This is a genomic window from Paenibacillus sp. 102 (assembly GCF_039549175.1).
Taxonomy (GTDB): domain Bacteria; phylum Bacillota; class Bacilli; order Bacillales; family Bacillaceae_G; genus Bacillus_A.
The window spans coordinates 160,156-173,822 of sequence record NZ_JBCGHT010000003.1; the positions used below are offsets into that span (position 1 = coordinate 160,156).

Genomic DNA, 13,667 nt, shown 5'->3' on the forward strand with positions numbered 1-13,667 from the left:
TTCTAACCTCCAAATATTATTTTATACTTCCGCACTATAGTTTCTTTGGTAAGGAGTGAAATCCCTCTTAAAAGATGAAAAGTTAAGAATTTTGTAAGATTCATTAAAACTGATATTCCGTATTAGATTTCAGTTAATACTTACTATATTGAAATGTTTTTTTTTATGTCTGACTGAGGGTTTTTCATGCAGAAATATTTTTTGTATGATAAACTCCATATAGGAAATAGATGAGAAAGAGGGTTTTTCTTACATATGAAACATGCTGAATATGAATATTTAAATTTGTGCCGCCATGTGATGGAGCATGGTACAAAAAAAGAAGATCGTACAGGAACAGGAACTGTATCTGTATTTGGACATCAAATGCGCTTTGACCTTAGCAAAGGATTCCCTTTATTAACGACAAAACGTGTGCCATTCCGTTTAGTAGCTAGTGAGCTTCTTTGGTTTATGAAAGGTGATACAAATATTCGCTACTTACTTCAAAATAACAATAATATTTGGAATGAATGGGCGTTTAAAAGTTGGATAGAAAGTGATGCATACGAAGGACCAGATATGACAGACTTTGGACTTCGTTCGCAGCAAGATGAAGAGTTTAAGAAACAATATGATGAACAAATGGAAGTCTTTAAAAAGAATGTACTAGAAGATGATAATTTTGCAAATCAATATGGTTATTTAGGAGATGTGTACGGGAAGCAATGGCGTGCATGGAAAACAACAGCTGGAGAAACAATTGATCAATTAAAAGATGTAATTGAAATGATTAAAAAAACTCCAGATTCCCGTCGCTTACTTGTTTCTGCTTGGAATCCGGAAGATGTGCCAAGTATGGCACTTCCGCCTTGTCATACGCTATTCCAGTTTTATGTAGCAGACGGAAAACTATCATGTCAGTTGTATCAACGAAGCGGCGATATTTTCCTTGGCATTCCATTTAATATTGCAAGCTATTCATTGTTAACACATTTAATCGCGCATGAATGTGGTTTAGAGGTAGGAGAGTTTGTTCATACGATTGGAGACGCGCATATTTACACAAATCATTTTGAGCAAGTGGAAAAACAATTAGCGCGTGAACCACGTCCATTCCCAATGCTAAAATTAAATCCAGATGTAAAATCTGTTTTTGACTTTGAGATGGAGGATGTAACGTTAGAAGGTTACGATCCACATCCTGCAATTAAAGCGCCTGTCGCAGTGTAAACGCAAAAGGAGATGAAAATATGATTATTTCATTTATGGTCGCAATGGATGAAAATAAAGTCATTGGTAAGGATAATAAGCTACCATGGCATTTACCAAGTGAATTGCAATATGTTAAGAAGACAACAATGGGCCACTCACTTATTATGGGAAGAAAAAATTATGAAGCAATCGGCAGACCACTTCCGGGAAGACGAAATATTATCGTAACTCGTAATATGAATTATCATGTAGAAGGTTGTGAAATTGCGCATACTGTAGAAGAAGTTTTTGAGCTTTGTAAAGATGAGGAAGAAATTTTCATTTTTGGTGGAGCGCAAATTTATGAATTGTTTTTACCATATGTAAACAAGCTTTATATCACAAAGATTCACCATTCATTTGGAGGGGACACATTCTTTCCGGAAATGAATATGAAAGAGTGGAAAGAAGTTTTTGTAGAAAAAGGCGTTACGGATGAAAAGAATCCATATACATACTACTATCACATATATGAAAAACAACAATAATTATAAAAAAGATTGATGTGGATGTTCACATCAATCTTTTTATTTAGATAACAAGATAAAACTTTATGAAGGGACTTTTTTGGTGATATAATGGTAGAGGTTGTAAGTTTTAGTAGCTTAGGAAAAAAACATAAAAGAGAAAGTTATATTTATTATTTTTTCTTAGCTAAAGGAGGAGAATCATTTGAAAAAACTATGGGGTTTGCTTTTTCTTTGCTTCACACTCATGCTAGTAGGATGTGGTAAAGAAGAAAAGCCAGTACAAGCATTTGATACATATGCAAAAGCGTGGAATAAGCAAAAATTTGCAGATATGTATGATCAGTTATCAGAAAATGCAAAAAAAACCATTTCGAAAAAAGATTTTACAGAGAAATATGAAAAGATTTATGCAGGTATTGAAGTTAAAAATTTAAAGGTGGAAACAGGAAAAGTAAAAGAGGATAAAGAAGATAAAGGTCCAGTTCCTTTTAAAGTAAGTATGGATACAGTTGGTGGGAAAATTTCTTTTTCACATGAAGCAAAGCTTGTGAAAGAGAAAGATGGAGATAAAGAATCTTGGAAAATAGATTGGACTCCAGATTTTATTTTCCCAGGGATGACAAAGGACAGTAAAGTACGTATGCAAACGTTTCAAGCGAAGCGCGGGGAAATATATGATCGTAATGAAAAAGGGCTTATAACAAATGGAACGGCATCTGAAATTGGAATCATTCCAGGACAATTAGGAGAAGCTGCACCGCAAACAAAAGAAACAGTAGCAAAACTACTCAATATGTCTGTAGAAGAAATTGATCAAAAGCTTGCGGCTAAATGGGTGAAACCAGATTATTTTGTGCCAATCGGTATTTTACAAGAAGGTGCAACGCAAAATGATTATATTGATCTGCCAGGAGTTTCATCGCGCCCAGTAAAAGTTCGTACATATCCATTAGGAGAAGCGGCAGCACACTTAACGGGTTATATGGGAAAAGTAAATGCGGAAGATTTAAAGACCCTTCAGAAAAAAGGGTATCAAGCAGATGATCCAGTTGGGAAAGCTGGTTTAGAGCAAGTATTTGAGGAGAAATTACGCGGCGAAAAAGGTGGCCGTGTCTTTATGGAAGATGTAAATGGAAAAGAAATAAAAGATTTAGCAAAAAAAGAAGCAAAAGATGGGGAAAATATTACTTTAACAATTGATAGTACCGTTCAAGAAAAGATCTTTAACGAAATGAAGGGGGAAGCTGGTTCAAGTGCAGCGATCAATCCGCAAACGGGTGAAACAATTGCGCTTGTAAGTAGCCCTGCATATAACCCAAATGTAATGGTAAGAGGTGCATCCAAAGCACAACGTGAAGCGTGGAATAACGATCCGAAAAAGCCAATGACGAATCGTTTTACGCAAACATCTGCGCCAGGTTCTGTATTTAAAGCAATTACAGGTGCAATCGGTCTAGAAACAAAAACAATTGATCCAAAAGAGGAATTGAAAATTGAAGGATTACAATGGACAAAAGATTCTTCATGGGGAAATTATTATGTGACACGTGTAAAAGATGCGAGTCCAATTGATTTTGATAAAGCAATGAAGTTTTCTGATAACATTTACTTTGCGCAAGAGGCAATAAAAATCGGAAAAGATAAATTTATGAGTGAAGCGAAGAAATTTGGATTCGATGAAAAATTACCAATTGAATATCCATTCCCTGCTTCAAAAATTGCAAAAGATGGTATTAAAAATGATATTCAAATGGCTGATACAGGGTATGGACAAGGCCAAGTGTTAATGACACCTCTTCATTTAGCATTAACGTATGCACCAATTGTAAATGAAGGAAATATACCGTCGCCACACCTGATTAAAGATGCTAAACAAGCTAAACCTTGGAAAGAAAATGTGATTTCTAAAGGAAGCCAAGATATCTTAAAAAATGCGTTAACAAAAGTAATTAACGATGAAGATGGAACTGGGAAAATTGCTAAAATTGATGGAATGACTCTTGCTGGAAAAACAGGGACAGCTGAGTTAAAAGAATCAAAAGAAGCAGATGGAAAAGAACTTGGCTGGTTCGCTGCTTTTGATGTTAATGCACCAAATATGATTGTTACGATGATGATTGAAGATGTAAAAGGCCGGGGTGGAAGTAACGTACCTGGCGAAAAAGTGAAACATGTTTTTCAAAAGTAATACTTTAAGAAAAGCTAGCTCCTTAAAACGAGCTAGCTTTTTTGGTTGAGTCATAAAATGTGAACATTTTATGAAAAGATACAGTAGGTTTATTTACTTACGAAAAAAAAGTAGCTATTTTTATTGACAGAAAAAGAATGTTTTTGTATTATACTTACATAAGGTAAGTAATTTACTTTTTAATGAAAAATCTCAAATTAAAGATATTTACTAAGGGAGAGAATGAAAATGACAAAAGTACTATTTATTACAGCAAATCCAAATTCAGTAGAAGCATCTTTCGGTATGGCAGTAGGAGAAGCTTTCATAGAAGCATATAAAAATGAACATCCACAAGATGAAGTGGTAACAATTGATTTATTTAACACAACTGTACCAGCACTTGATGCAGAAGTATTTGCAGCTTGGGGTAAATTTGCAGCAGGTGAAGGTTTTGAAACATTAAGCGAAAGCCAACAACAAAAAATTGCAGCAATGAACACAAACTTAGAAACATTTATGAATGCAGATCGTTATGTATTTGTAACACCAATGTGGAACTTCAGTTATCCACCAGTAGTAAAAGCGTACTTAGATAACTTATCTATCGCAGGTAAAACATTTAAATATACTGAAAACGGACCAGTTGGCTTACTTGAAGGTAAAAAAGCACTTCACATTCAAGCGACAGGTGGCGTATATTCTGAAGGATCATACGCAGCGATGGACTTCGGTCGCAACCACTTAAATGCAGTATTAGGATTTATGGGTGTATCTGATGTAGAATATCTTGCAGTTGAAGGTATGAATGCAAATCCTGAAAAAGCACCAGAAATTAAAGAAGCAGCAATTGCAAATGCATGTGAATTAGCAAAACGTTTCTAATATAGAAAACTCAAAAATGTCCAAACGCTTGTCGTTTGGACATTTTTTCTTCTTTTTCCTTCGTTTGTCTAGTATAATGAATGACGGAATGAGAATAGGTGGGGGTTCTATATGATTCAAACGTTTTTTAAAATCTTTTATTTAATTTTAATTGTAATTGGTATTACACCGAGGTTATGGCGTATAAAGCGTAAAGAAAATATGATGTCGCCACAAGAAAAGGATCGCCTTGTGTATAAAACAACAAACTGGTTTGGTAAGAAAATGGTTCGTGTAGCAGGATCGACTGTACAAGTAAACGGACTTGAAAATGTGCCGAAAGATAAGCCGGTACTTGTTGTAAGTAATCATCAAAGTAATATGGATATTCCAGTTTTACTTGGGTACTTAAATAAGCCAATTGGATTTGTTTCAAAAGCAGAAATTAAAAAATTTCCGCTTGTGCCCACTTGGATGGAATTGATGAATTGTGTGTTTATGAATCGCAGTGATCGTCGTCAGTCTCTTCAAGCAATTAAAGATGGAATTGAACTGTTAAAGAATGGTCATTCGATTGTAATTTTCCCAGAGGGGACGCGCAGTAAAGGCGGTGAAATGGAAGAGTTTAAAGCAGGTAGTTTTCATCTTGCAGTAAAATCTGGTGTCGCAATTTTGCCAGTGACATTAGATGGTACATATAAGATGTTTGAAGCAAATGGAAATCGTATGAAGCCTGCGCAGGCAACAGTAACCATTTCAAAGCCAATTACACCTGAGCAGTACGAAAATATGGATATAAAAGAATTAACGCAGTATACGAAAGATATTATTGCAGCTCAATTACATAAGTAATAAAAAAAGTCTCAGCTTGAACAAGCTGAGACTTTTTTATGCAACAGGCAATACATAAAACAATACGCAGAAAAACATCATTGTGCTGCCACCTAATACAAAAAGGTGCCAAATTGCATGGTTGAAGGGCAGTTTTTCCCAAAGAAAAAATATTGCTCCTACTGAATATAAAATCCCGCCGATTAACAACAGTGAAAATCCGTGCCCAGTTAAATTTTCATAAAGTGGTTTGATAGCGACGATAATGAGCCAGCCCATAATGATGTAGCACAGTGTTGACGTTTTAATAAAACGGCGTACAAAGAAAATTTTAAAAATAATCCCACCGATAGCGAGCGTCCAAATAATTGCAAGTAATGTCCAGCCAAGTGGGCCGCGCAGCGTAATAAGTAAAAACGGTGTATATGTGCCAGCTATTAATAAATAAATAGCAGAGTGATCTAAAATCGTAAATAATTTTTCTACTTTTGGATGATGGACGCTATGTAATAGCGTGGAAAACAAATATAGTAGAAACATGCTTACACCGTAAACGGTAAATCCAACAACAGCAGAAGCTGTGCCATGCTTTGAGGCATGAATAATTAATATAACTAAAGCTGGAATACTTAAAATGGCACCGATGCCATGGGTAATTGCATTGGCAATTTCCTCTTTCACAAACATTGTCATCCGTGTTATTTTTTGAGTCATGAGTCGAATCCTTTCTCACATGATGAAATAAGATATATTTTCTTTTACAATATCATATACAAAAGAAATAGAAAATGAAAATTGTTTAAGAGACTATATTTTCGAATTTTTTTGACAAAAGGCATCGGATACGTTGACGTTTACAAACTTTTTTGACAAAATAAAATTAAGTGAGATTAAGGGGGAAGTCATATGCCAAATATCGGGATTCCAGGTTTAATATTAATTTTAGTACTCGCTTTAATTATTTTTGGTCCAAAAAAGTTACCTGAAATTGGACGAGCTTTTGGAGAAACATTAAAAGAGTTTAAAAAATCTGCAAAGGGTTTGCATGATGACACGGAAGAAAAGAAATAAATTTCACTAGGTTATTTTGTTTCTACGGTATACAGTGAGTGGGGAATGTGGTGATAAGAGTGGACAATCAAGAAATGAGTGTCATAGAGCATCTTGGGGAGTTAAGAAAGCGACTCATTATAACAGCGCTGACGTTTCTGATTTTTATTGTCATTGGCTTTTCGTTTACGAAAGAAATATATAATTTTATTGTAAAAGATTTAAATATGAAATTAACTGTTTTAGGCCCGAGTGATATCTTATGGATTTATTTTGTGATAGCGGCGGTTTTTTCGATTGTATGTACAATACCAATTGCTGCACTACAGATTTGGCTATTTGTAAAACCAGCATTACACGAACATGAACGCAAAATGACGATTCTTTATATACCGGCATTATTTTTATTGTTTATTGGGGGACTTTGCTTCGGCTATTTTCTGATTTTACCATTTGTATTGCAGTTTTTAATGAGTCTTGGTGATGATATGTTTCAGACAATGTTTACGACGGAAAAGTATTTTTCGTTTGTGATGAATATGACTGTACCGTTTGCAGTGATTTTTGAACTTCCTGTTGTTACGATGTTTTTAACAAGCATAGGGGTTCTCAATCCAATAGCACTTCAAAAAGTGAGAAGATATGCGTATTTTATTTTAATTGTTATCGCTGTTTGTATTACACCACCAGACTTTATTTCAGATTTTTCAGTAGCTGTACCTCTTCTTGTAATTTATGAATTAAGTATTACAGCATCAAAGTTTGTCTATAAGCGGAAAATAAAACGAGAAACGAATACAGAATCAAAAAGTGCCTCATTCTAAAGGCACTTTTTTTATTTATTTGTTATACTATACTTGTAGTCGCATACAATATAAAGAAGAAAAAAAATATAGAATCTCCGAAATTTAGACAAACTTTTCACCATTATAAGTTTATACTGAAGTTATAAATCCAATAAAAAAGAGGATTGATATCGTGATTATGAAAAGTTTTTATTTCACTCATTCAACAGGGAATTGTATCAAAATATTTGAAATCCCTGTCTTGCAAGCACAGCATCCTTTAGCATTTCTAATTCAGTCACGTCTTCAACTATTTATTGCTAAAATTCAAAAACAAAAACAACCGAGATTTTCATACTCTTTTCGCGAATATTTACAAAGTTGCTTAAAGTGGAATGATTATTCAAATGTGTATCAAACAAATTCACTTGAAAAAAATGCATAATCTAAAATAGAGACAGGGCGAGTATGCTCTGTCGTTTTCTTTTTAGACATAAAAAACGAAAGAAATTTGCCGAAAATCGTTTCAAACTGTTGAAAGCATTGTGAATACTAGTATAATAACAAGGAGAGCGTATTGGAAAGGGAAGAAGTATAATATGCAAAAAATTAAAATTGTTACAGACTCAACGGCAGATTTATCACAAGATGTGATTGCGAAATATGATATTCATGTTGTACCATTATCTATTTCTGTGAATGGACAAACATACTTAGACCGAGTAGATCTGCAACCGGATGAATTTATTGAAGAAATGGCGAAATCAGAAGAATTACCAAAGACTTCACAACCGGCTATGGGCTCAATTGTAGAAATGTATAATAAATTAGGTGAAGATGGAAGCGAAGTGCTTTCGATTCATATGACAGGTGGAATGAGTGGTACGGTTGCAACGGCGAATAGCGCTGCATCAATGACAGAGACAAAGGTAACAGTTGTTGATTCTCAATTTATTAGCCATGGCTTAGCGTATCAAGTAATTGAAGCTGCGAAAATGGCGCAAGAAGAACGCTCATTAGAAGAAATTTTAAAACGTCTTGATGAAGTAAGAAAAAATACTCGTTTATATGTTATCGTGGATACATTAGAGAATTTAGTTAAGGGTGGACGTATTGGAAAAGGGAAAGCATTTATTGGTTCTTTATTAAATATTAAGCCAATTGCAAGCCTTGAAGATGGCGTATATAATCCTGTAACAAAAGTACGTAGTCAGGGACAAATCGTAAAAACATTGGCAAAATTATTAGAACAAGACACGGCTGGGAAAGTAGTAAAAGCAGTTGCGATTCCACATGCGAAAGCACTTCCGTTAGCAGAAAGCGTAAAAGCAGCTGTTGAAAAAGTTAGTGGGTTTACACAATCAGAGATTTTTTATACAACTCCAGTTATAAGTACCCATACAGGACCAGGAGCAATTGGTTTTATGTATTTAGCTGAGTAAAAAAAGCTACTTGAATGATTCATTCAAGTAGCTTTTTTTACTAGTATAGAAAATATGAGATGAGAAGAGTAATAAAGGCGCTTCCGCTAATGATGTAACGTGTTTGTAAGTAGTTTTCCATGAAAACACCCTTTTCATTTTTCTATATATAATGTATTTCCAAAGAGATTTGTTATACATGAAAATGTTCTAATGTTTGTTTTTGCTCTTTTTGCTCATTTGTTGATGGGGTAGAAATATACGTTTGACCAAGAAATAATACGTGAAGTTGTTCCCAAGGTAACATACGTAAATTCCAATTGTTACGAAGTCGTGTAATAGCCTCTCTCGGTGTCTCATCAGCGAGTGCAAATGTACCGTAATGCATCGGGATGAAATGCGTTGCTTTTACATCTAAAAAAGCTTGCACTGCTTCTTCGGGAGAGACATGTGATACTTTCATAAACCATTCTGGCTCATAGGCCCCAATAGGCATTAAGGCAATATCAATAGAAAATCGAGTGCCAATCTCTTTAAACCCTCGAAAATAGCCACTATCACCACAAAAATAAATCGTTTCATTTGTTGTTCCGTTATCGATAACCCACCCACCCCAGTGTGAAGTATTCATATCAAACAATGATCTTCTTGTCCAGTGCTGTGCTGGTACGAAGTGAAAGTCAACATCATCAATTTTTGTAGATTCCCACCAATTATATTCTTCTACGCGCATAAATTTTTTTCTTGTAAATAATTTTTTTAATCCAGTAGGGACTAAGTATAGAATATCCGAATTCAATTGACGAAGTGTGGCAAAATCCAAATGATCATAATGCCCATGTGAAATAAGGACAATATCAATCTTGGGCAATTCCTGCAATGTAAGGCCGGGATCCGTTAGCCTTGGAACAAGCTTTATTTTTTTTGACCATACCGGATCTGTTAAAATGTTGAGCCCGTTTGTTTGTATAAGGAATGTTGAGTGACCGATCCATGTAATCGTTGTTTTTTCAGTATTCGTTCGTAAAAATTGAGCATGCTTGATAGGTGATTGTTCTACTAGATAAGAGAAATCTTTCTTGCCTTGTTTTCGTTCTTTACGCCAACGTAAAAACGAGCGAATTGTTTTTTTGGTGCTAATATTATCCATGTTCTCATAGCGCTTTGCCATGAACATCACCTCATTTGAAATCTTTGTAGTTGTATTGTACCGAAATGTTGTTAAGGAAAAAAGTGAGAAAAATTGATTAACGGTTAAAAAAATGTAAAAAATAGTGTGGTCATCTTTACCAAAGTGAAAAACTGGGAATGACTGACTTATTGGAAATTGTTATGTAAAGAGCTGAGAAGGAGATAATATTAGTAAACAATGAAACGTTTGTCTAGTAATTCGCTCAAAAATAGGAAGTAACATACGTAAATTCGTACGATTTCGTGAACAAATAGGATAAACAATTTTCTCATAGTGTTTACTTTTGTTATGATGAACATGTCATACATAAATTAAAGAAAGAGAAGAGAGGTTTGAAAATGAAGCGTTATCAAAAGCTGATTGGTCTCATGGTTGTTTTTTGCTTATTTATACTTGCAGGATGCGGCTCAGGATCAAAACTCCGTAAACCATTAAATTGGGATTTAGAAACTTTTCAATACATAAATCAAGATGGTAAAAAGTTTGGAACAAAAGATTTAAAAGGGAAAGTATGGGTAGCTGATTTTATGTTTACAAATTGCCAAACAGTTTGTCCGCCGATGACTGCGAATATGGCTAAATTACAAAAAATGGCAAAAGAGAGAAAGTTAGATGTTCAATTCGTTTCGTTTAGTGTAGACCCTGAAGTAGATAAACCAGAGAATTTGAAAGCATTTATACAAAAGTTTACAGAAGATACAAGTAATTGGAACTTGTTAACTGGTTATTCATTGGAAGATATCACGAAATTTTCAAAGGATAATTTCCAATCGCTTGTAGATAAACCAGAGAATGGGCAAGTTATCCACGGCACATCGTTTTTCCTAGTCGATCAAGAAGGCAAGGTCATGAAAAAGTATAATGGAATTAGCAAAACACCATATGAAGACATTTTACGTGATATGGAGCGACTCTTGAAATAAAAGAAGGATGCTGAGCATCCTTCTTTTTATATATGAAAAATATACATATAATGGTTAATCTATGGATAAAATATCATGCTCTTGTGGAAGTTTTGGAGCACGGATTTCTAAAATGCCACTTTGATAAGAAGCTTTTGCGCTTTTTTTCTTAATTAAATATGGAAGTTTAATCATGCGAGAAGCTCCTGATATGGATCGTTCCCGACGATAGTAATTATGTGAAACTTCATCTTTTATTTCTTCCGTGATATCTTCTGTAACAGAGATTTTTAAGTATTCACTTTGAATTTCTATTTGAATTTGCTCTTTTTGAACGCCTGGGAGTTCTGCTTTTATGACCAATTCTTCGCCAGATTCATATAAGTCGACAGGAAATGTTAATAAACGGTTTCCTTTTTGAAAAAAGTGATTCATATCTGCGATTACATCACGTAGTGGCGTTTGTTCAAAAAAATCATCAATTTGTTTTAAGTAACTACGAATTGGTGGACGAGACGAAGAATCTTTTTTTTCATCACTCATGTTTTTTGCCTCCTAGAAATCAATTTGCAATATCATATGACAAATGTGTTCAAATGTGAGTGCCTATTTTTCATGTTTGCTCAAAAAAAATGGGTAAAATGTGAAATGGAGTGATTTTTTTATAGTTTTTGTCGCCATATTTAGTTGATTATGCTAGTATAAATAGGGTTGATATAGTAGTATAGAAACAGAATGAAAACTGAAAGAGGGTAAGAAGTATGTGTGGTTTTGTAGGATGTTTATGTGAAAACCCTAGAGAGTTTTCAGAAACAGAAAAACATCAATTTGAAAATATGAACACGATTATTTTCCACCGTGGTCCAGATGACGAAGGATATTTTCGTGATGAGCATGTACAATTTGGCTTCCGCCGTTTAAGCATCATTGACTTAGAGGCAGGACATCAGCCGCTAACTTATGAAAATGATCGATATGTAATTATTTTTAATGGTGAAATTTACAACTATGTAGAATTACGTGAAATGTTACTTGAAAAAGGTGCAACATTTGCAACGCAATCTGACACAGAAGTTATCCTTGCTTTGTATGCACACATGAAAGAAAAATGTGTAGATTATCTTCGTGGTATGTTTGCATTTATGATTTGGGATCGTGAAGAAAAAAAACTTTTCGGTGCACGTGATCACTTCGGTATTAAGCCGTTATATATCGCACAGCAAGGCGATACAACCTTCTTTGCATCTGAGAAGAAAAGTATTATGCATGTAATGCAAGACAAAGGGGTAAACCCAACTTCATTGCAACATTACTTTACGTACCAATATGGTCCAGAACCAGAAACATTAACAACTGATATTAATAAAATTGAACCTGGTCACTATTTTGTAAAAGAAATCGGTAAAGAGATGGAAATTCATCGCTACTGGAAACCGTATTTCAATGCTTCAAGTGCAACGAAAGAGGAGCATATTCAAGCGATTCGCGATGTGTTATATGATTCTGTAAAAGTTCATATGCGTAGTGATGTGCCAGTAGGTTCATTCTTATCTGGTGGTATCGATTCTTCTATCATTGCTTCTATTGCAAGAGAAATGAATCCAAATCTTTTAACATTCTCTGTTGGCTTCGAACGCCGCGGCTTCAGTGAAGTTGACGTAGCAAAAGAAACAGCAGAAAAACTAGGTGTAACAAACCATAGTGTCTTCATTACAGCAAAAGAATTTATGAATGAATTCCCAAAAATCATTTGGCATATGGATGATCCTTTAGCTGATCCAGCTGCTGTACCCTTGTACTTCGTAGCAAAAGAAGCACGTAAGCATGTAACAGTAGTTCTTTCTGGTGAAGGTGCAGACGAGCTGTTTGGCGGATATAACATTTATCGTGAGCCGAATTCTTTAAAAATGTTCTCTTACATCCCTACTCCAGGAAAAAGCGTTTTAAAAGCATTGAGTGGTGCGCTTAAAGAAGGATTTAAAGGGAAAAGCTTCTTAGAGCGTGGATGTACCCCAATTGAAGAACGTTACTATGGTAATGCGAAAATCTTCCGTGAAGAAGAAAAAGCTGAATTAATGAAGTATTACAATGAAAGTGTTAACTACATGGATATCACGAAACCATTGTATAATGAAATTAAAGATTATGACGACGTTAGCAAAATGCAATACATCGACATGTTCACATGGCTACGTGGTGACATTTTATTAAAAGCTGATAAAATGACGATGGCAAATTCATTAGAACTTCGTGTACCATTCTTAGATAAAGAAGTATTTGACGTTGCGTCTAAAATTCCAACAGAATTAAAAATTGCAAACGGAACGACAAAAGCAATTTTACGTGAAGCAGTGCGCGGAATCGTTCCGGATCATGTATTAGATCGTAAAAAACTTGGCTTCCCAGTACCAATTCGTCACTGGTTAAAAGATGAAATGCACGACTGGGCTGTTAATATTATTAAAGAAAGCAAAACAGAGCATTTAATCGACAAACAGTATGTATTAAACCTACTGGAAGCACATTGTGCGGATAAAGGCGATTATAGCCGTAAAATTTGGACAGTACTTGCATTTATGGTATGGCATCAAATTTATGTAGAGCATAAATACGATACAAATGAGTTTCATGAAGAAACAAAGCGTGCGTATAGCTTAGTATAAGCAGGAAAACCTTAAGATCGTATACGATCTTAAGGTTTTTTTCATAAATATGTATTGTAGTTGATACAATAAGAATAAGAGGGTGGACA

General features: G+C 34.7%; 14 protein-coding genes. 11 read left to right on the forward strand and 3 right to left on the reverse strand.

The annotated features are described in order from the left end of the window. The first annotated feature begins 255 nt into the window (after window positions 1-255). The 5 genes from AAIE21_RS09990 (at window position 256) to AAIE21_RS10010 (ending at window position 5,586) form a co-directional block, all read left to right on the forward strand. The gene (locus tag AAIE21_RS09990) at window positions 256-1,212 is read left to right on the forward strand and encodes a thymidylate synthase (protein ID WP_343266635.1); all 957 of its coding nucleotides are present in this window, start codon (window positions 256-258) and stop codon (window positions 1,210-1,212) included. Between the two features lie 20 nt (window positions 1,213-1,232). Next, the gene (locus AAIE21_RS09995; RefSeq protein WP_343266636.1) at window positions 1,233-1,721 is read left to right on the forward strand and encodes a dihydrofolate reductase; all 489 of its coding nucleotides are present in this window, start codon (window positions 1,233-1,235) and stop codon (window positions 1,719-1,721) included. A 184-nt stretch (window positions 1,722-1,905) separates the two neighbouring features. Continuing rightward, entirely contained in the window at window positions 1,906-3,891 is a 1,986-nt protein-coding gene (locus AAIE21_RS10000; protein ID WP_343266637.1) for a penicillin-binding transpeptidase domain-containing protein, read from the forward strand. Between the two features lie 228 nt (window positions 3,892-4,119). Beyond that, entirely contained in the window at window positions 4,120-4,755 is a 636-nt protein-coding gene (locus tag AAIE21_RS10005; protein WP_343266638.1) for an FMN-dependent NADH-azoreductase, read from the forward strand. Window positions 4,756-4,866: 111 nt separating this feature from the next. After that, complete coding sequence (locus AAIE21_RS10010; RefSeq protein ID WP_343266639.1) at window positions 4,867-5,586, forward strand: lysophospholipid acyltransferase family protein; 720 nt, start codon at window positions 4,867-4,869, stop codon at window positions 5,584-5,586. A 36-nt stretch (window positions 5,587-5,622) separates the two neighbouring features. On the opposite strand, the gene trhA is transcribed toward AAIE21_RS10010, so the two are convergent. After that, a complete protein-coding gene (gene trhA / locus AAIE21_RS10015; protein ID WP_343266640.1) occupies window positions 5,623-6,279 on the reverse strand; it encodes a PAQR family membrane homeostasis protein TrhA in 657 nt (218 codons plus the stop codon). A gap of 192 nt (window positions 6,280-6,471) precedes the next feature. On the opposite strand from trhA, the gene tatA reads away from it, so the two are divergent. The 4 genes from tatA (at window position 6,472) to AAIE21_RS10035 (ending at window position 8,842) form a co-directional block, all read left to right on the forward strand. After that, on the forward strand, window positions 6,472-6,636 hold the full coding sequence (gene tatA, locus AAIE21_RS10020) for a twin-arginine translocase TatA/TatE family subunit (protein ID WP_343266641.1): 165 nt from the start codon (window positions 6,472-6,474) through the stop codon (window positions 6,634-6,636). 74 nt (window positions 6,637-6,710) lie between these two features. Continuing rightward, window positions 6,711-7,439: a twin-arginine translocase subunit TatC gene (gene tatC, locus AAIE21_RS10025; RefSeq protein WP_343266993.1), complete on the forward strand. Its 729-nt coding sequence runs from the start codon at window positions 6,711-6,713 to the stop codon at window positions 7,437-7,439. Window positions 7,440-7,593: 154 nt separating this feature from the next. Continuing rightward, window positions 7,594-7,845: a DUF2535 family protein gene (locus AAIE21_RS10030; protein ID WP_000605583.1), complete on the forward strand. Its 252-nt coding sequence runs from the start codon at window positions 7,594-7,596 to the stop codon at window positions 7,843-7,845. A gap of 154 nt (window positions 7,846-7,999) precedes the next feature. After that, window positions 8,000-8,842, forward strand: coding sequence for a DegV family protein (locus AAIE21_RS10035; RefSeq protein WP_343266642.1), 843 nt, complete (start codon window positions 8,000-8,002; stop codon window positions 8,840-8,842). Window positions 8,843-9,014: 172 nt separating this feature from the next. On the opposite strand, the gene AAIE21_RS10040 is transcribed toward AAIE21_RS10035, so the two are convergent. Continuing rightward, complete coding sequence (locus AAIE21_RS10040; protein ID WP_343266643.1) at window positions 9,015-9,992, reverse strand: MBL fold metallo-hydrolase; 978 nt, start codon at window positions 9,990-9,992, stop codon at window positions 9,015-9,017. Between the two features lie 359 nt (window positions 9,993-10,351). On the opposite strand from AAIE21_RS10040, the gene AAIE21_RS10045 reads away from it, so the two are divergent. Next, window positions 10,352-10,936, forward strand: a complete 585-nt coding sequence (locus tag AAIE21_RS10045) for an SCO family protein (RefSeq protein WP_343266644.1) — start codon at window positions 10,352-10,354, stop codon at window positions 10,934-10,936. A 54-nt stretch (window positions 10,937-10,990) separates the two neighbouring features. On the opposite strand, the gene AAIE21_RS10050 is transcribed toward AAIE21_RS10045, so the two are convergent. Next, on the reverse strand, window positions 10,991-11,458 hold the full coding sequence (locus AAIE21_RS10050; protein WP_343266645.1) for an Hsp20/alpha crystallin family protein: 468 nt from the start codon (window positions 11,456-11,458) through the stop codon (window positions 10,991-10,993). A gap of 218 nt (window positions 11,459-11,676) precedes the next feature. Between AAIE21_RS10050 and asnB the strand changes: the two genes are divergently transcribed. Further along, window positions 11,677-13,578 (forward strand): asparagine synthase (glutamine-hydrolyzing), encoded by a 1,902-nt coding sequence (asnB, locus tag AAIE21_RS10055; RefSeq protein WP_343266646.1) that lies wholly within the window; start codon window positions 11,677-11,679, stop codon window positions 13,576-13,578. The last annotated feature ends 89 nt before the right edge of the window (window positions 13,579-13,667 follow it).

What these genes read in the sequence shown, in the direction of transcription:
- AAIE21_RS09990 (WP_343266635.1), top strand. Translation starts at nt 256, where the DNA reads ATGAAACATGCTGAATATGAATATTTAAATTTGTGCCGCCATGTGATG.
- AAIE21_RS09995 (WP_343266636.1), top strand. Translation starts at nt 1,233, where the DNA reads ATGATTATTTCATTTATGGTCGCAATGGATGAAAATAAAGTCATTGGT.
- AAIE21_RS10005 (WP_343266638.1), top strand. Translation starts at nt 4,120, where the DNA reads ATGACAAAAGTACTATTTATTACAGCAAATCCAAATTCAGTAGAAGCA.
- AAIE21_RS10010 (WP_343266639.1), top strand. Translation starts at nt 4,867, where the DNA reads ATGATTCAAACGTTTTTTAAAATCTTTTATTTAATTTTAATTGTAATT.
- trhA (WP_343266640.1), bottom strand. Translation starts at nt 6,279, where the DNA reads ATGACTCAAAAAATAACACGGATGACAATGTTTGTGAAAGAGGAAATT.
- tatA (WP_343266641.1), top strand. Translation starts at nt 6,472, where the DNA reads ATGCCAAATATCGGGATTCCAGGTTTAATATTAATTTTAGTACTCGCT.
- tatC (WP_343266993.1), top strand. Translation starts at nt 6,711, where the DNA reads ATGAGTGTCATAGAGCATCTTGGGGAGTTAAGAAAGCGACTCATTATA.
- AAIE21_RS10035 (WP_343266642.1), top strand. Translation starts at nt 8,000, where the DNA reads ATGCAAAAAATTAAAATTGTTACAGACTCAACGGCAGATTTATCACAA.
- AAIE21_RS10040 (WP_343266643.1), bottom strand. Translation starts at nt 9,992, where the DNA reads ATGGCAAAGCGCTATGAGAACATGGATAATATTAGCACCAAAAAAACA.
- AAIE21_RS10045 (WP_343266644.1), top strand. Translation starts at nt 10,352, where the DNA reads ATGAAGCGTTATCAAAAGCTGATTGGTCTCATGGTTGTTTTTTGCTTA.
- AAIE21_RS10050 (WP_343266645.1), bottom strand. Translation starts at nt 11,458, where the DNA reads ATGAGTGATGAAAAAAAAGATTCTTCGTCTCGTCCACCAATTCGTAGT.
- asnB (WP_343266646.1), top strand. Translation starts at nt 11,677, where the DNA reads ATGTGTGGTTTTGTAGGATGTTTATGTGAAAACCCTAGAGAGTTTTCA.